Source organism: Pedobacter psychrotolerans (assembly GCF_004340665.1).
GTDB classification, from domain to species: Bacteria; Bacteroidota; Bacteroidia; order Sphingobacteriales; family Sphingobacteriaceae; genus Pedobacter; species Pedobacter psychrotolerans.
This window is the reverse complement of the sequence record NZ_SLWO01000001.1, coordinates 194493-213219: the sequence shown is the minus strand read 5'-3', so window position 1 is coordinate 213219 and position 18727 is coordinate 194493. Positions and strand designations below refer to the sequence as shown.

Sequence of the window (18727 nt, the reverse complement as noted above, 5' to 3'; positions counted from 1 at the left end):
AAGTGCCCGCTGTTTTTTTGATGTGCATGAGGAAGTGTGAAAGGCCCCTAGCTGGATTGACAAAGCGCTTTGGGTACTTTGGCGCTCCAAAATGCGCAGCATTCTTGAACACCGCTAAAAACAATATTAACTGTGAAAAATTACCATGCCTCCGCGGCAAAGAGCGGGCAAAAGATCTTAATAAATTAATGGTGTCCACACGATAGATTTATTTAAGGGATACTTTTGATCATCGTTTATTGGAAAGAAAAAAGAACTGTATCAGAAAACAAAAGTAAATCGGAAACTTCCAATGGAAAAATAAACATAAACCTTATTGTTTTTGCAATACGATATATTTATCACCGCAATCAGCCAATTGTTGATAATAGTTCATTGAATTGCCATAATTTTGAATGGTAATTTCGTTCTCCTGAATGGCACCCTGAATCCCAACAGGCAAAGCTAAATCCTTTTCTTTAGGTTCGCCCTCATAATCTAACGCCCCTTCATATTCGCTCCATTCAATACCTTCAAGAGTAATATAATAACCATTTCCACTCTTATCCGCTTCAAGTGAAAGCTTACCCTTTAATGTTCGGCTTTCTGATTGAAATGTATAGCGATACTGATCAGAAGCCTTTTCGATGGTAATTTTCATCATGCATTTCTCAGCATTTTCATACTTATTGATAACCACGTAAGTTCCTTCAATTCCTTCCGGAGATGCGGCTTGAGATACAGATTCCTGAGAAACAGCTTCACCAATTTTTCCAGATCGGGAGGAAGATTTATTGGTAAGCGTGCTGTCCTTCACCACGGGGCTACCTGGAGGGATATAAGGTTTCTGATTGTTCTTACAGTTGGATAATACCACAAGCAGGAAGAACATTAAAAGAGTGCAGAAGATTTTATTTTTTAACATATTTAGGTCTGAAAAAGGAACTTCCTTAGCACAACTAAATTAGTTAAATGATTGCCGATATTCTAAAGGTGTTTGATTTGTTTTAGCTTTAAATAGCTTACTAAAAGATTGAGGATACTCAAAACCCAATTGATAAGCAATCTCGCTGACAGACAAAGTGGTTCCTGTCAAGCTATCTTTAGACAAGTCGATGATTTTATTTTGTATGAGCTGCTGAGTAGTAAGTCCTGTAAGCTGTTTTAATAAATCACTCAGATACCTTGTTGATAGGTTAAGCTGCGCTGCCAAATACCCAGCCGATGGCAATCCCTGATTACTTTTGTGCTGGAAAAAATCATTTAAAAGAAGATCAAATTTCTTCAGGATTCCGCCTGCATTAATCTTTCGGGTAACAAATTGCCGCTCGTAATACCTGTTAAAATAAGAAAGCAAAACCTCCAGGCTTGCAACAATTACATCCTGACTAAATTTATCGATGGGCAGGTGATACTCCCTTTCAATCTGTTGAAATATGATTTCAAGGGATTTCTGTTCATCTTCAGATAAGATCAAAGCCTCATTTATTTCATAATCGAAAAAACCCACTTGCTTTATCTTTTCACCCAAAGCATATGTCCGTAAGAAATCGGGATGTATATTCATTAACCAGCCTGATTTAGCATATACAAAATGTGGATCAATGATACTGCTTTGTCTGGGCCCAAAACAAGAGACCACGCCCTCGTTGAAATCAAACGTGCTTTGACCGTACCGAATGCTGCAAGGAAACGAAGTCTTCATTGTGATTTGATAGAAATCAAAGATCAGTTTAGCCTCTTTTGAATTATTTAGCGCTGGCAGTTCCTCAAATTTTATGATACTGAACAAAGGGTGTTTGGTACCTGCTATACCTAAGGCCTTGTGCAGTTCATTTAGATCTTTAAATTCCAGCGTTAAAATCTTTTTCGGCATAACGAGTGATTTTCTTTCAAAGCTACTATTTACAATTTTAATCGCTTGCGATAGCCATTAGCAATATTTCTCGCAATCATCAAATCTGGCAATAATGCCAGGATTTTGGCGCCAATTCTGTTCCTGCGTCCTGAAATAGCAAAATGTCGCCGTTTATCTAACGCGTCAATCAGTTCGCCCGCTACCTGTTCTGGTGTTTGATTTGCCTGTCGATAATCAGACCTTAATCCCCGTGCTTTTTCATCATTTAAACCTGCAGTTGCATTAAAGTTGGTCTTTGTAAGTCCGGGCGAAAATAACAATACATGCACGCCATTCGGCTTGCATTCTTCACTAATGGCCTGCGTAAATGACCGCACAAAAGCCTTGCTGGCAGCATATATAGCCATATACGGCATGGGCATAAAGGCGGTCATAGAAGCAATATTCACCACAGTACCGAATTTTTTAGCCAGCATTTGCGGTAAAAAAAGGTGTGTTAGCGCAACCAATGTACAAATGTTAAGTTGGATAAGATTCAGTTCAGACTGTAAACACTGGTTTACAAAGTCGCCCGAAGATCCAATCCCAGCATTATTCACCAACATATCAACATCCAGCCCCCTTGTTTCCACTTCTTTAAATACTTTTAATGCGCTATCGGTCTCGGCTAAATCTATAGCAATGAACTGTGCATTGATCCCATAACGCTTCATCAGCGATTCACATTGCAATTTAAGCTTTTCCGTGCTGCGGGCAATCAGTACTAAATCTTTCTTCCTGCTGGCAAGCTGATTGGCAATAGCTTCGCCAATTCCGCCAGAGGCGCCTGTTATGATGGTCACTTTTAAGCTCTTGTTTTTCATAACTAAAAGTATAAAAGGTGATGAGAACAAAAGTAGCTCAATGTCGGAACATTGTATTCGAAAATCAGCGTTGAAACCAATATTATGATCTCAAAAAATGAAGCGATGTACTTCCACTTTGATAAGCCAATACCGAAAACGGGTTAAATACAATTGGCCTAAATCTCATTTAAGGGCGAAACGACTATTGGATAACATAATTAATCACATCTGTTTCAGATAGCCGAAAATATCCCAACGCATAATCACCAGCCACATCTTTGTTGTAGATATTCCCTTTCGCATTAGCGGCAATTGCCTGAAATGGATTTGAACCGGCAACATTTTGAAGCGATAACCTCATATAGTTGAAGTAGGGTTTAGATATGCCCTCTAACCTGATCTCAACCACATCACCACGTTTTAAACGCTCTTCTACAATACTGGCAGACATTTGAACGCCCTTGTAAAATTTATCCTCAAAAACAGATAGTTGAGGGATTGGACTATATGGCGATTTAAAAACAGTCAGATACTGATTATCGGTATTTGGAATATCAGTATATAGCATCGTAACTTCCATTTCATCTCCGGCAAAACCACCATCCTCATTCTGTATCACCTTTGATATTTCCGGACATTCAATAAGCCTTTCAGTTGCCGAATATTTCTCCCCTTTATAGGTGATATTCAACTCATAATTTTCGCCAAGCCTGGCATCAAAATCCTCACAAACGTATTCACCAGGAACTGTCTTTGGAACGAAATTAAAGACTAAACCCGCACTGTTTTTTACAGTGACGCTGCTGGCATCAGCAACGGGGGAAGCCTTACTGGCATAATAGGGAGTGGATAGGGATAAACGAATAACCTGATGATTCCCCAAAGTACCCTTAACCCAATTGATATCGGCCTCCACCACTAATTTAGGAACTGCAGTTTCCAAATCTAATATAACGGTCTTCTCACATGACGAAAAAAGGATCAGGTGGAAAAACACAAGGGCGATGAAAATGGAAGGTATTAGTTTCATTTGAATTTGAAGTTATAAGTAATAGCTGGTACAATACCAAATATGGAAAGCCTTACCGATTCGCTTTGGTAGGTATCCTCATTCTGACCAAAGTTTATGGAAGACGTATTTTTTCGGTTATACAGGTTATAAACGCTTAAAACCCATTCGCCCCTAATCCTTTTAATGGATGTAGGATTTGGGATATAAGACACGGAAAGGTCTAAATGATGAAAATCTGGCAATCGGTAGGCATTCCTCTGACCATATATCGGAACTTCTATTCCGGCATAATCAAACTTACCCACCGGATAGCTGGTTGGCCTGCCCGTTTGGTAGGTAAATGTTGCGCCAATAGAAAGCTTATCGTTAAGTTTATAAAAAGAGGTGAGTGAAAGCTGATGAGGTTTATCATAATTAGTGAGGTACCACATGCCATTATTAATCCCCGGCTCATTAGGCTTTGCACCTTTCGTTTGTTGCTCCGTTCTGCTTAAGGTATAAGAGAGCCAGCCGGTAAGCTTTCCATAATTTTTTCTGAAGAGGAATTCCACCCCATAGGCCCTAGATTTACCATTCAGGGTGACTTGCTCGAGTGCATCATTTCCTACAAGATTAGCACCATCAATATAATCCAATCTGTTTTGGATTTTTTTATAATAGGTCTCTACCTCCATCGAATATTGATTATTATTGAAATTACGGAAATAACCTACCCCTATTTGATCTGCAATTTGAGGTTTGAAATATCTATCGCTGGGCACCCACACATCTACAGGTGTAGGTGAGTTACTATTGGAAATCAGGTGCAGATATTGGGCAATTCTGTGGTAACTGAATTTGATGCTCTGCTGATTATTCAACTGCACCGATGCAGCAAATCTGGGCTCAGGGTATATAAATTGATCCACTATTTCACCACTGGCAAAAGCCTCTACCGCAGAGGGCTCCGCAGCATTGTAAATGCCAAGCTGCTGATCATATACTACCGGACCTGAATCGTACAGGTTGAGATTGCGTCCCCCCATCTTAAAAAATGAACTGATGCGAACGCCGTAACTGAGGCTTAGCCAGGGGTTGATCATCTGCTCAGCCTGGATGTAAGCTGAAGGCTCATAGGAATTTTTATCCACAAATTTTAAGGCATTCACTGGCGATCGGTCACCAAAGGGTACGATTTCCCCCGGCTTAATGCGTTGATAGATCACGTTCAAGCCATAACTTAGCTTAAAGCGGTCTGATGCAGTATGTACGATGTCATACTGAAACTTTGTACCATTTATGCCAGCGGTCCAGTCTAACCCAATCGCATTGATTCTTAATCTGAAATCATATCCTGAATATACCGCAGTCAGCGTACCAGTGGTTTTTTTCGAAAAGTCATGTACCCAGCTGCCATTGATAAAAGCATTGCCATAATTATTAATAAAGTTATCACTAATCCCTAAGGCATCGCTTCCAAGGTAGCCGGAGAGCGATACACGGTTATTAAGGCCAAGCCTATAATCTATTTTTGCATTCAGATCATAAAAATAAGCTGTATTCTGACTTCCGGTAAGTTTGAGAAAAAGGTGAGCATACGAGCTCCTGCCCGACAAAAGAATAGCACCTCTATCCTGATCAAAGGGAACCACAGTAGTCAGCCTGCTGGTAATTAAACCTACTCCACCACTAAGCTCAAAGGCAGGTACGGTCATATCTTTGGTGCTAACATCCAGTACCGAGGATACCCTTCCACCATATCTGGCCGGAATGCCACCTTTATATAAAGTCAGGTCTTTGATGATATCGGGGTTGAATACAGAGAACATGCCAAGCAAGTGAGATGAGGTAAAAACGGGAGCTTCATCAAGTAAAATCAGATTCTGATCTGCAGTACCGCCGCGGACATTAAACCCTGATGAACCTTCGCCGGCATTGGTCACACCTGGAAGTTGCAGAATGGCCTTAAGCGGATCTACCTCACCAAATATGGCCGGGATCTGGCTGATCTCTTTCATCGTTAACCGATTTTGGCTCATCTGTGGCGTTTTAAGATCAACAGCTTTTGTGGTCCCCATCACATTAACTTCCGTTAATTGTTGAAGGTCTTCCAGCAGTTGGATATTTCGAACCACCGTTCCCGGAACATCAATTTCAATGGACTGAGAAACATAACCTACATAAGCGATTTGTAGGCGATGAAATCCTTTGGTGAGGTTAAGCGAATATTTGCCCTTATCGTTGGTAACCGTATTCTGGTCCTCGCCAACTACCATTATGCTTACACCTGGCAGCGGAAGGCCTGATTTGCGCTCCGAAATAACACCCTTGACAGTGAATTTTTGCTGAGCATAAAGCGGAATGGTATTTAAGAAAAACAGTATGATGAAATAAAGCAGCCATTTAGCGTTTGAGTTTAAAAGAGTGATCATGAATTGGAATGGTAAGCTCATTTTTGTGTGATATTTTTACCAGGAAACTTCAAAATCGGCCTGCCCCGTATAGCCTGAAGAAAGGTGAATGTAGCAAGCAGGGCATAGATAAGGGCAATAGCGAATGTACCTTTCGTGTTCTTTATCACGTACCAGGAAAGAATCGGGATAATTTGCAGGGCGTGCATCCCAATAAAATGGGCAACGCGAAGATCACCAATCCGGGTGCTCCACTTCACAAGCGGCAGCCCTTCATCATCTCCAATTTGGCCAACGCTATGGCTGAGCCTGGCACCCATTAAGCCTCCCTCAAGCGCAAAAATGACGAAAAGAATAATGCTCAGTCGTATGGCCCATAGGTAATAATGTGGGATTGGCCTTACCTCATCTGTGAAAAACAGAATGCCTATATAAAGTGTCCAAAGGGTTAAAATTACTGCGGCTACCCCCATCAGTATCGTCATGGTCGCATAGAAGGATGAGCTGGTATTAAAATGTGACAGCTGCCCTTTTGCAGCCTGAATGGAAATGTATATGATTTCAAAACCAAGCGTAATGATTACCACCCAACTGTAGACGGTTACAGCCCCATAAGATTTTAGCTCGAAAACATACCAGGCGATCGTCCATGAAAATAATGCAATGGATATGGCAAACTTAAATGGTTTTAACCATGCATTACTGCCTGCAATCACGGCGTCCGAAAATTGGATTAAAACCAGAAAGGCAATCGCCGCTATAATATTCAACAATCCAAAGCTAAAAAGCAGGCTGTTTCGTTCAATTAATATTTTGATCATGAATTGGGTTTAAATTTTGAATGCATTTAAAGTCATTGTTGGTTACATCATACGCTATAACTATCCTTCATCATCTTTTCTTTAATTGGAAAGTTCATATCTGATGTGACCCTTAATCTTAACGCCCACAAAAGTACCTGCGATAAAAATCATTAAATAGCTATATTCGCCTTAAAAATAGTCCGATCCAGTTAAAATGATTCTTGAAATTAATTGTGAAAGCCCTGAGGGGTTAATTAGTGCGATTGCTAAAGCTATTGATGCTCTTGTAGTTGATGGCACCATGCAAATTCCGCCGCTTTACGGAACGGGATATATTAAGGGAATATCTATACCCAATGGCCCTACCATTATGATCCGGCAATATGAGCTAAAAGAAGAATTGAATATTTCTACGAATGCAACTGGAGCAAGCGGTATTGTGCTAACCTTCCATAACATCTATCATGACAAGGATGACAAAAAAAACCAGAAAACATCATTGCCTTTTGCCCAGATCGAATCAGGAGGTGTAGACTATCAGGAACTCTTTCCCTCCAAAACAAAGTTCAATACCATCATCATTATGATTGATGTAGAACAGCTCAGAACGCTGATTAATCCTAAAAACGATCGTACGGAGATGCAGGATATACTCTTCAGCGACAAGCCATTTATTTTTGAAGAGCTAATCTCTCCTGAAATGCATAACGTTGCTAATCAAATCCTGACAACAATAGCTCCCCCTCACTTACAGGATTTTTTTTATCGGATTAAAGCTGAGGAATTAATTTACCTCCTGTTTTCAGTACTCGAAAAACGCGATAATTTATCAGCATACCCGCTAAACAATGATGACATCAAAAAAATCTATCTAATCAGGGATAAGGTGATTGAAGACCTCAGTGTTAAACCGAACCTGATGCAACTTGCTAAAACTTATGGGATGGGTGAAAGCAAAGTTACCCGGCTCTTTAGGCAAATTTTTGGAAACAGCATTTATAACTATTACCAAACGTTCAGAATGGACTACGCTGGCAATCTCATTAGAGATAAAAATCTTTCTATAGCAGAAATTGGGTATCAATTAGGTTTTTCTAACCTGAGTCATTTTGCCCGGCTGTTTGAAAAACACCACGGATTGAAGCCAAAGAAGTATGCAAGGGTTAATTAGAGCGATATTTTGTTCAACCGTCTATTCTATTCTCAAGCTTCATTTTCGCTGTTTTTAAGTTATTTAGTTGGGAATGATGCCGTGCAGTACTCACATCCAGACGTGTAGCCAAAATAGATTTAATCTTTGATGCTAAGTGAAATTAATATGGTGCTTTAAAAACTAAAATAAACTGGAAGTGTTTATAGTAACAAAATCTAAAGCCCTTGTCAATATTTCACTACTTAAAACCTGCCGGAGAATGGAGCCAGATCAGCTACCATTTAAATGATTTAGATTTTAGCATAGGCAAATTGCTTTACAAAAAATATACCCTATAAAAACGGACCAAATAATATCATCATTTTAACTATAATGAAATACATTCTAATTATTGCCTCTTTTCTTTTCCTCACCCCACAGGCCCATTCACAGCTAAAACCAGTGCGAGCAGGTTGGCATTCTTTTACCATTCAGTGGATCACTTTTAATAAAGCCAATCCGGGCAAGGTATACATTAAGAGTATTGGCGACGAAGAATACAGTATTGAAGGGGAACAAAGGGATAAAAAAACGAAAGAATACGTGACCATTAAAGGAACATTCCTGAACCAGGGACGCACATTGAAATTTAACGGAAATATTACTTCAAAAATCAATTCAATTAATGGTGGCCAGCCCTGTGAACTTAACGGACTTTCCATTTTTAAAGCCAGTGGAACCAGAAAGTACTGGAGGCTCCAACAAATGCTCAACTGCGATGGTGAAACCACAGATTATATAGATATCTTTTTTTAGAACTGATCAATTAAATAATAAACCCTAAATATCATTCACTTCATAACCCCATGAGAAAAAATATACCCATTGCATTATTAATGCTTATTATCATTTCTGTGTTCACACTTTCTTGCAAGAAAAAATCAATTGATGAACCAACTCCACAAAGCAATTGTGAAACAAAATACGAAGTGATATATGGAGATTTAACATCAAACGCTGAAACAGCCCTTGTGAATTATGAAAATGGTCAAATCAAACTAATAAGCGCCAGTAGTGCGAAGTTAAATTTTGAATATTCTACAGACAAGGTGATGGTATTATCTTCTGGTGTACCGGTTTATCAGATTGATATTACGAACAAACTGGCCACGAGAATCATAGATTTAGGTAACCAGTCAGAGCAGCGCATGACCTATGATGGAAACCGAAATTTAATTAAAATAGATGCCTATCTCAACAACAATTTAACCGACACCAAAATACTGACTTACAGCAATGGCAATCTTGCTACCTTAACCCAAACCTATCCAGATGAACCTGCAGTGAAAAGAGTTACAACTTATAGCTATTCAACTGATATTGCTACAAATGTTGACACTGATACACGCTATTTAATTTTTGGCCCGATTGACTTTAACGTTCCATCATCTCTTACCGGAACTATTTCCAGAAATATTCTATCCGGAAGCTTATATACGTATACATCCGGAAACTATCGTTCAGACATTACAAAAGCATACACCTATACCCGCAATGGCAGTGGTGTAGTAAATAAAATCATAGAAAATACCCACTCAGTAACGGTAAGTAATGGCGTGCAAACCCTGGATGAAAGAACAAAGCAAACCATTTTGATTAACACCACTTGTAATTAATAGAACTAGCAATTAAAAAGGGCATAACTTTGTAAAGGTGTAGCCCTTTGCCTTTCATTTTAAGGAGTTAGTGATGATCACATACCCCAATTAATTTCTGAAATGAGATGGTGTAGCATGAGCATGTTTGCGAAAAAAGTGATTGAAATGAGATACGTCTTTAAAACCCAAGCTGTAAGCAATTTCTGATACACTCCAGGTGGTGTGTTTAAGCAGGATAATGGCTTCCCTCAAAAGCCGCTCATACAAAATTGCACTTGTAGATTTACCAGTCATTTCCTTTAAGATTCGATTAAGATAATTGACATGAACATTTAGGGTTTCAGCAAAATCACCCGCAGTGCGAAGTTGTTGATGCTGGCCAGCCACCACCGGAAACTGTCGATCCAATAATTCATTGAATACACTATGTAAACGTTCTTTAGAAGAATGTGCATAATGCCTTTCTATAGCCGGCTGTAAGGTATTTGCATAATGCATTAATTCACTAAGCAGATTTCTGATCAGGTCGTCTTTAAATAAATAGTCAGATTTTTCCTGTTGCTCAATTTTTAAGAAAATAGCCTTTACTTCTTCTTCCTGCTTTTGATCCAGCAAAAAAATGGGCTTAGATTCTTTGTTGAATAAAGGAGAATGCCTGATGCCTTGCTTAAAATAAGTATCGTAATAAAGTTCGGTAAAGATCATATAGCCCGCATTTTCCTCCTGCTCTAATTGCTTAATCGTATACGGAACCAGGGGACTAAAGAAGGAAAGTGAACATCCAATGGCCTTTATACTTTCATCGCCATAGTGAACAATATAATGCCCCCTTAATAAACTTACCTTAAAAAAATCTCTTCTTCGGTAAACGATCGGGTTTTTAGATAAACAATCGGCAGAACTGAAAAAACGAAAAGGCTTTGTTGGATTTTGATGAGACTGAAGTCTGATCGTTTCAAAGTCTTCCAACTTTTCACTTTTATTGATCAATTTATTGCTTTCATCATGTTTCATCATTACATAGCCATTTTCGAGATATTAATGCTTAGCATTTCATAGCACCTGATTACCCACAAACTTATAAAAATTAAATCCTACCTGATTGATTGATCAGTAACAAAGCCTCTACGCACCGGAGGAAATAGCTCACAATGGCCTTTTAAACAAAGGAGTCGGGTTAAACATATCCGCTCCTTAAAACTTACGATTATGGTTTAGGAGATAAATATTCCGGAATAAACCTTTTGCGCATGTAATCTATGTAAGCCTGATCATCGCCATTCTGCATTTTATCAATATACAACGCCGTGTCTTTACCCACCTGGTACCTCAACTGATCGGTATCTTCATTTGCCGCTAAAAAAATAGTTTCTGCAATCGTTTCAGGCTGTGAAGTCATGGTGTCATGTTTAGCCCAATTTCCTAATCCAACATTAATAAATTGCTCGTATTCCGGAACATCCCCATTTGCCGTCAATTGTGCTGCACCAACAAATTTAGTAGCTGTTGATCCAGGTTCTATGATTTTTGTTTTGATTCCAAAAGGAATCAACTCATATGATATTGCTTCAGTTAAACCCTCAAGCGAAAACTTAGTTGCATGATAAATGCTGCATGTAGGAAAGGTAACTCTTCCGCCCTGAGAGGTAATATTGATTATTGTTCCTGAACGTTGAGCTCTAAAATAAGGAAGTATTGCCCTTAAAACCCGCATTGGGCCGAAAACATTGATATCAAAGATTTTATTGATCTGATCCTCTGTTGCAAACTCAAACACGCCGAATATTGCTGCTCCGGCATTGTTCACTACCGCATCAATTTTTCCATATTTTTTAATCCCTGCGGTTATAGCCGCAGCAATAGTTTCAGGCTTCTGAACGTCTAAAGCAACAATCAGAATATGATCCAATTGGTTTAACACGGCTTCATTTTCTGGCGCACGCATGGTAGCAATTACATTCCAACCTTCTTTGTTAAATTTTAACACTGCGGCTCTTCCTATTCCTGAAGATGTGCCGGTAACTAATACTGTTTTCATTTTTCTGAATTTAAAATTTGAAGAATAATATTGATTAGGGCTTGAAAATATCATCCACTATTGCTGCAAACTGTTCATGTTTAAGCTAATCTTGATGACCACCGCAATCTTATTTGTACTTTTTATTATTCTGGCACAAAGTTACTGTGGCAATGAAAACGAGAATTGTTCAATGCAAACCAAAAATTGTCTGATTCAAACTTTAATGGTGAGGTGGTGCTAATGAATCTTAATTAGCGAAAAAGAAATTAAGGCCATAAATAACATTGAAACATCAAGTTCAGATGATTTTAATACGAATAGGCCCTTTAATGTGATTCACATCAATAGGTTTCCCCTTTTGTGTTATTGCTACTTTGCCTTGATGATGCAAATCAATAGCCACATCAACGATATTTTTCATGTGTTTACGCCAGTCATCAGGAAATAGCATTCGGGCAATTTCAGATGGACAAGTACTTTTTTGAGGGCCACGTTGTATCGCTGTAGACAAAATGGTTGCGGATATATCTGGAGGCCCTTGCATAAAATGCTAACAAATAAATCCAGTTATTGATTTGAAAAAAAATCCAATATCAAAAACTTGATCACTTTATCAAACCCATCGTTAATCGGCGATCGCTATTCCCCTCTTTCAGAGGGGTGGTCGCAGACCGGGGTGTTTAAATCAATTATCGAATTCAGATTATTATCATCTTCCTAAATCTGCGTTTCTTATCTGTAAAATCTGCGGGAAAATAAAATTTAGATCAGCACATCGCAATACTGAGTTACCCCGAGAGCGGAATGGCGATCGCTATTCCCCTCTTTCAGAGGGGTGGTCGCAGACCGGGGTGTTAAAATCAATTAATAATTATCGAATTCAGATTATTATCACCTTCCTAAATCTGCGTTTCTTATCTGTAAAATCTGCGGGAAAATAAAATTTAGATCAGCACATCGCAATACTGAGTTACCCCGAGAGGGGAATGGCGATCGCTATTCCCCTCTTTCAGAGGGGTGGTCGCAGACCGGGGTGTTAAAATCAATTAATAATTATCGAATTCAGATATTATATCATCCTCTTAAATCTGTGTTTCTTATCTGTAAAGATCTGCGGGAAAATAAAAATTGGCATTTCCAGCCATGTCGAAAGCTACTAAATGATGATAGCCGAAATAGACTAAAGCTATAGGATACCCCTCCCAGTCCTATAGCATCCCTAAGGCATGATAGTTGCATCTTATTGCATGTTTAAAAAATCAGTCAAGCAATAAATCATAAGGGTAAAGCATGATCCAGTTAAACGTTAGATCGCTTTTAAAGATAACCACCTATGCACATTCCAACACGTTGCTAAATGGCCTATAAAATCTCAATTCCCTTCTCCTCAAATACCTCAAAGATCTCTGCATTAATCATGCTTCTGGTTAAATCCGCCTTGGAAATATCCTTACACCAAAAATAAATGTTAATGTTGCTGTTCAGCTTACTTACCGGACTAATCATAATAATTGGTTCCTTACTGATAAACACATTACTATTTTCTATAATAATTTCCCTGATTAAACTAACGACTTCTGTTGAGTTAAATGGTTTGGTAATGGATAAGGCAAGATCAACACGCATTTGATTGTTACTCAGCGTCCAGTTAATGATGTTATTCGATAAAATGGAACCATTAGGAATGATAATCTCCGCACCTTCATCGCTTAGCAAAGTACTTGCCCGTACACCAATTTCTTTTACCCTACCCTTTTTATTGCTTAATTCTACAATATCGCCAATGCGGATTGTTTTATCGAAAATAAGAATGATACCCGATACAAAATTGCTTACAATATTCTGCAAGCCTAAACCAATTCCAACACCCAGCGCTCCAAGAATTACAGTAATTTTATCAATAGGCAATCCGGATGCAGCAACTGCAATTAAAAAGCCACCAATCAGCAACACTAACCTGGTAACCAATAACTTAGAACGCTCACCCTTATTGTCATCAAAACTATCATCTCCGGTATCGCCAAAGAAATAAGCAATGTACTTTTGTAAGAAGTTCGCAATCCAGATAATCCCCAAAAACAATACAATGCCTCCAAAAGTAAAAGAGAAACTTCCAATAGTCCTTTTTTCTATAAGCACTTCCATTACCGATTCATAAAGTCCGTTAAAGACATTAAGGTTAGTGGCAAATATCACAAACCAGATGATCGTAGCACCAATACCCGTTAATTTTTTAAGTCCGGAAATTACAGGTTGCCAGTCGAAATACTCCGGATACCCCTTACGGATTCTGCTGCTTTTCATTTGTAATAAAAAGGCTTCAACTACAACTTTGGCGAGAATGGTCAGCGATATTGCATTAAGAAGCGAACTAACTCCTGTTGAATAAAATATTTGTGTAAGGGTAAAACGACCAAATAAATTGCAAAAAACAGCTATGATGGCAAAGCCAGTATAAATGAAACCAGTTACCAAAATCATTCTATACCTTTTAAGGTTTTCATCGAGCATTTTCCAGATCAGGATACCATAAGCAACTGAACATAAACTCAAAAACAGGAGTAGCCAGCGCTGATATCGTGGCGGCATGCCTAAAAGACGTAAAAAAACAGGAGCCAGCAGGAGCACCACAAATAAGCACCAATAATAAAATAATCTTGAACCCAGTTTTTTTCTTAAAAAGATAGAGAGCACAATAGCCAGCATCACTTGAACAGCTTCGATATAAAGTGCGGGAGCTCGGAGATCAAAGATAGGTGCCAAGGCAAAAAGCATAATCAATGTAATCAGATAGGGCTGCGGACTGATAAGTGTAAAATCATCAAGGGCTTCTAAACGATCATGCTGCTTTACACTTCTGAAGTTAAAGAATACCCAGAAAAAGAATATTGCGCAAGTAAAAAGCAGCAACACCCGGCTACTTCTCGTATACACAAAATAATAGCCAGATATTTCCTGTTCTCCCTGAATAAACCTGCGGAAACCCATGCTTTTATTCGCCGGGCGATTTACTGTTTCCCAAAGGTAACGGCGCTCTTTACCAAAAGCTCTAATGCTTACCGCATCAAGCTGGCCATCCGTAATGTACATTAACTCCTTAATATTAATCAGGTTAGATGAAGTTCTTGCATGAAGATTATTGATGGATAATGTAGCCGTTTTAATTAAGCTGTCAGTTACCATACGTTTCTTCTTTAACTCAGCGAACTGATCTTTAAATAGGATACGCAATGCAGGCACTGTAAATACTTTGGTAAGTACGGTATCTTTTCGGAGGTTCAGGATTTCCGTTTTCAACGCCCTTAATTCTTTTTCATATTCATCAAGATCAGACAGGCAATCCTTATTATTACTTTGAAGCTCATCCAACAGCGTCTGGTTCATCTGCAGATTCTGCAGATTTAAGGAACGTTCGGACTGTGTTAACCTACTTTTAAGGAGTGCCAGCGCAGCTTCATCTTGGGTTAAATGCGCTTCCATAGGCTTAAGCTTTTTAAAAGAGCCTATAGTTACCGGAACTTTATTAACGGCTTCAAATACCTTTTCCAAATGCATGAGATAGTCACCCTTAGTGAGGGTTGCAGAATCAGAAAGAATAGACACATCCTGATCCTTTTCCGGTAGCCGCCCTTTTTGCGCAAATGCATGGCCTGAATAAAAAATGAGCAGTAACGTAAGGTAAATAACCGCTATGGAAAAGGTCTTTTTTATAATCATTTGAAATACGGAAGTGAAGGAATATGCTGTCTGGTGACTTAATAGTCAAACATAGCGAATTCAATTGGTTTAATAAACGAAGGGATTCGCATTTTAATATAGGAGCTCATGGTCTTATGGCTAATATATCATGAAGGTAGTGCACCAATGTTTCGTGAAAATAGATTGCTTTCCCGAAAGGTCGGGGCAAGCTGCTTTACCTCCTCACAATGAAGGATTTCCTATAGCTCACCAACCATTTCGCAATCAATTGCCCTATTTGCGCACTACATTTTGAATGTATTCGATTTTCGAGCTTAAAATAAATTTTGCTGATTGGCAGACATGATTAATTCTGCCACATTTTTAACCTGAAACTTCTGTAGCAGATTTTTCCGATGGGTATCAATCGTTAATGGACTCAGAAATAATTCTTCGCCTATAGCCTGACTGGTTTTTCCCTGAGCAATCAGTTCAAGAATTTGTTTTTCGCGTTTGGTTAGCCTTGGTGCTGCGAGCAATTCATTTCTTGATGGTCTACTCAGAATTTCAGTTACTTCTTTACTGTAGCAAATGCTTCCATTTACCGCTTCGGCGATACAACGTCTCAGTTCATCCAGAGAACTATTTTTAAGCAGATATCCACTTGCACCATTCTGAATAGTTTGCACCACAATGCTCCGCTCCGTTCGGTTACTTAAAATTAAAACGATTGTGGATCTATATTTTTTCTTGATCTTCAGGCAAAGATCCATGCCATTCACATCCGGTAGTGTAATGTCAAGCAAAATCAAATCTACCTTTCCCGATTCCAAATATAACATGATATCTGCTCCATTTTGAAAGCCTCCAATCAGTTCAATATTAGATTCGTTTTTCAATAGATTTTTTAGTCCTTCAATCACAATTGGGTGATCATCAACTATAACTGTTCGTAACTTATTTTGTAGCATCTATATTCAGTTCAATGTTTATTGTTGTGCCTTCCCCTACACCAGAAATAATTTCCAGCTGACCATTAAAAAAGTCTACCCTGTTTCTGATACTTTTTAAGCCCATACCCTTGCTTTGCTCCTGCTTCTTGCGATCAAAACCAATGCCGTTATCCTCGAATGTAATCAGAAAAACTTTCGCATCCTGCGTGCATTGTAAAATGATACTGGATGCACGTGCATGTTTAATTGCATTCGAAAGCAATTCCTGTACAATCCTGTAAATATGAAGCTGAGTGGAAATCGGAATACTGGTTTCAATGTTAAAGGCTTCAAAGGCAATCTGCAAACCATCACGCATATGGAATTCACAGAGATCTTTTAAGGCAACCTCGAGTCCGAAATCAAGCAGTGTTTCTGGCACCATGTTCCGGGCAATTCTGCGAAGCTCACTTACGGAAGTATCTAACTGGCCAATAATTCGATGCAGGTCTTTGTCTTGTGAAGCACCGGGCTGAGTATCGGTCCAGCCAGATAATCCGATTTTTACACCAGCCAGCATTCCACCCAAACCATCATGTAAATCTCTTGCTACGCGCTCCCGTTCGTGCTCCTCGCCATCAAGCATAGCCTTTGTTACTTTAAGCTGCTGCTTCTGTTCCATTTCACTCAACTGCTGACGATAATTGATTTCTTTTTGTTCTGCCAGTTTTGATCGGTTTCTGGCAATAACAGCAACAAAAACCAATGATACCAACAGAAAAAGGCAGCCTAAACCAAGAACCAGGTTATAGAGGCGATTATTTCTGGCATTGAGCAGTGCCTGCTTATTTTGTGCCTCTAACGAAGCTATTTTTTGCTGGTTCTTAACGCTCCTGTATTTGGTTTCCAACTCATTGATCTTCAAATTTGTTTGATCACTGTTAACACTATCATTCACCACACGGTATTTGCTTAACCAGGTGTAAGCTTCTTTATAATCATTTAACTTAGCACTGGTTTTGGCTACTTCACCATAAATCGTAGCCTTATCAATCATACTAGCTGTTAAAGTGCCTTCTTTAATAATGTCCAGTAGAATTTGCCGGGCCTTTTTATATTCCTTTTGCTTCCCGAAAATCTCATACTTACTGTATAAAAACATCTGATAAAGTTGAGTTTGGTGATACTTTTTAACCAGAACAATGCCTTTTTCAATGCTGGCTAGTGCTTTGTTAAAGGACTGGATAGTAGTAAAATAGAGTGTCTCATTATAATAATAAAGCGTATAATTCACTGATTCAGGGAATGGCTTTAACAGTGGGTATGCTTTATCTAACAATACTTTGGCCTTTTCAGCACGATTTTCATAACAGTAAATACTAACACCACCCAGGTAAGCAAATAACAGGCTGGTTTTATCCTTTTTAGCTTTCTCCAGCAGGCTGATCGCTTTTTCATTATAAAGCGTGGCCTTGGCAAATTGCGAATTGTTCATTAAAATGGTGGCCAAACGTGTATAATATTGAGCTACCTGAGTTGGATCTCCGGTTTTTTCCGCATCAGGGATGGCCTTTTCAAGTGTAATTTTTGCGATAAAGCCATACCCTTTGTCCATATTCATTATCGCATAATTATACCATGCTGCTGCCCGCCTGGCGTAAGCCTTTTTTGTAGTAAAGACAGCAAGTGCATCTGCCGCTTTTTTGAAAGCTACCGATGCCCTGGCTTTGTCCCAGTTAAAGTAGTATTGTCCTTCATAGAAATAGGAAAGCGCAGTTGAATAGGCATCTTTCTTTGCAATTTTCTTCCCGGCTAAGAGATAAGATTTGCTTTTTAGAGTATCTTTAAATTTCCAGTAATCTACCAATAAGAAATTAGCATTGGCTTTTGAGCTATCTGCCCCCGATGTCTTCAGAATATTTTGCAGGCTATCCAGATAATGTTTTTCATTGAGCGGAATCTGTTGCTGACAGAATACCGGAGAAGCACCTAAAAGGCAAAGTATAAATAGAAATAATTTTTTCATTGATTTAAAACAGTAAACCGGATTGAGCATCAGTCAAACCACATAATAATGATTTAAAAGGCTCAAAGCTTATATGTAAATATCAGTCATAATTTGTAAGCAAGCACAATTTTGGTCATATACAGCGAAAAATACCTAAAAACCAGTAGAAAAAAAACGATGAATTACGGTATTTATTTAAAGAACGACTTCTAATACTTTTGTATAAGTCTCCTAAATAAGTAAAACAAGATAAGGCGGTAAGCCATCAGTATTGCTTATGGTATTATTTAATCAAACCTAACAAATGCTTATTAATTTTTAACCTCTACCCTTATGACGGAAGTCCATATTGTAATTTATCAACATTAAATACGAAGTTTTTCGTACATTAATTAAGATTTTATATTTTGCT

The 18727-nt window shown here is 38.6% G+C and carries 15 protein-coding genes; 3 read left to right on the top strand and 12 right to left on the bottom strand.

Annotation, left to right across the window (positions count from 1 at the left end):
• Positions 1–313: 313 nt before the first annotated feature.
• From EV200_RS00885 to EV200_RS00860, 6 genes are all read right to left on the bottom strand, one after another.
• Positions 314–904: a hypothetical protein gene (locus EV200_RS00885; protein ID WP_132528941.1), complete on the bottom strand. Its 591-nt coding sequence runs from the start codon at positions 902–904 to the stop codon at positions 314–316.
• A gap of 39 nt (positions 905–943) precedes the next feature.
• Positions 944–1855, bottom strand: coding sequence for a helix-turn-helix domain-containing protein (locus EV200_RS00880; RefSeq protein WP_132528940.1), 912 nt, complete (start codon positions 1853–1855; stop codon positions 944–946).
• A 29-nt stretch (positions 1856–1884) separates the two neighbouring features.
• The gene (locus EV200_RS00875) at positions 1885–2700 is read right to left on the bottom strand and encodes an SDR family NAD(P)-dependent oxidoreductase (protein WP_132528939.1); all 816 of its coding nucleotides are present in this window, start codon (positions 2698–2700) and stop codon (positions 1885–1887) included.
• Positions 2701–2884: 184 nt separating this feature from the next.
• On the bottom strand, positions 2885–3712 hold the full coding sequence (locus tag EV200_RS00870) for a DUF4249 family protein (protein ID WP_132528938.1): 828 nt from the start codon (positions 3710–3712) through the stop codon (positions 2885–2887).
• Entirely contained in the window at positions 3709–6126 is a 2418-nt protein-coding gene (locus EV200_RS00865) for a TonB-dependent receptor (RefSeq protein ID WP_208864487.1), read from the bottom strand. The genes EV200_RS00870 and EV200_RS00865 overlap by 4 nt, the downstream gene beginning before the upstream one ends.
• Positions 6123–6905, bottom strand: coding sequence for a hypothetical protein (locus EV200_RS00860; protein WP_132528936.1), 783 nt, complete (start codon positions 6903–6905; stop codon positions 6123–6125). The genes EV200_RS00865 and EV200_RS00860 overlap by 4 nt, the downstream gene beginning before the upstream one ends.
• A 196-nt stretch (positions 6906–7101) precedes the next feature.
• On the opposite strand from EV200_RS00860, the gene EV200_RS00855 reads away from it, so the two are divergent.
• From EV200_RS00855 to EV200_RS00845, 3 genes are all read left to right on the top strand, one after another.
• Positions 7102–8058, top strand: a complete 957-nt coding sequence (locus EV200_RS00855) for a helix-turn-helix domain-containing protein (protein ID WP_132528935.1) — start codon at positions 7102–7104, stop codon at positions 8056–8058.
• Positions 8059–8412: 354 nt separating this feature from the next.
• Complete coding sequence (locus EV200_RS00850; RefSeq protein ID WP_132528934.1) at positions 8413–8835, top strand: hypothetical protein; 423 nt, start codon at positions 8413–8415, stop codon at positions 8833–8835.
• Positions 8836–8885: 50 nt separating this feature from the next.
• The gene (locus EV200_RS00845; protein ID WP_132528933.1) at positions 8886–9695 is read left to right on the top strand and encodes a hypothetical protein; all 810 of its coding nucleotides are present in this window, start codon (positions 8886–8888) and stop codon (positions 9693–9695) included.
• Positions 9696–9785: 90 nt separating this feature from the next.
• Here EV200_RS00845 and EV200_RS00840 read toward each other — a convergent pair whose 3' ends face one another.
• From EV200_RS00840 to EV200_RS00815, 6 genes are all read right to left on the bottom strand, one after another.
• Complete coding sequence (locus tag EV200_RS00840) at positions 9786–10694, bottom strand: helix-turn-helix domain-containing protein (protein ID WP_132528932.1); 909 nt, start codon at positions 10692–10694, stop codon at positions 9786–9788.
• 190 nt (positions 10695–10884) lie between these two features.
• Positions 10885–11715, bottom strand: a complete 831-nt coding sequence (locus EV200_RS00835; protein ID WP_132528931.1) for an SDR family oxidoreductase — start codon at positions 11713–11715, stop codon at positions 10885–10887.
• 280 nt (positions 11716–11995) lie between these two features.
• Positions 11996–12241 (bottom strand): DUF3253 domain-containing protein, encoded by a 246-nt coding sequence (locus EV200_RS00830; RefSeq protein WP_132528930.1) that lies wholly within the window; start codon positions 12239–12241, stop codon positions 11996–11998.
• An 818-nt stretch (positions 12242–13059) separates the two neighbouring features.
• Positions 13060–15414, bottom strand: coding sequence for a mechanosensitive ion channel family protein (locus EV200_RS00825; protein ID WP_229676710.1), 2355 nt, complete (start codon positions 15412–15414; stop codon positions 13060–13062).
• A 296-nt stretch (positions 15415–15710) separates the two neighbouring features.
• On the bottom strand, positions 15711–16346 hold the full coding sequence (locus EV200_RS00820; protein WP_132528929.1) for a response regulator: 636 nt from the start codon (positions 16344–16346) through the stop codon (positions 15711–15713).
• Positions 16333–18333: a sensor histidine kinase gene (locus EV200_RS00815; RefSeq protein ID WP_165877828.1), complete on the bottom strand. Its 2001-nt coding sequence runs from the start codon at positions 18331–18333 to the stop codon at positions 16333–16335. Before EV200_RS00815 ends, EV200_RS00820 begins: the two co-directional genes overlap by 14 nt.
• Positions 18334–18727 lie beyond the last annotated feature (394 nt).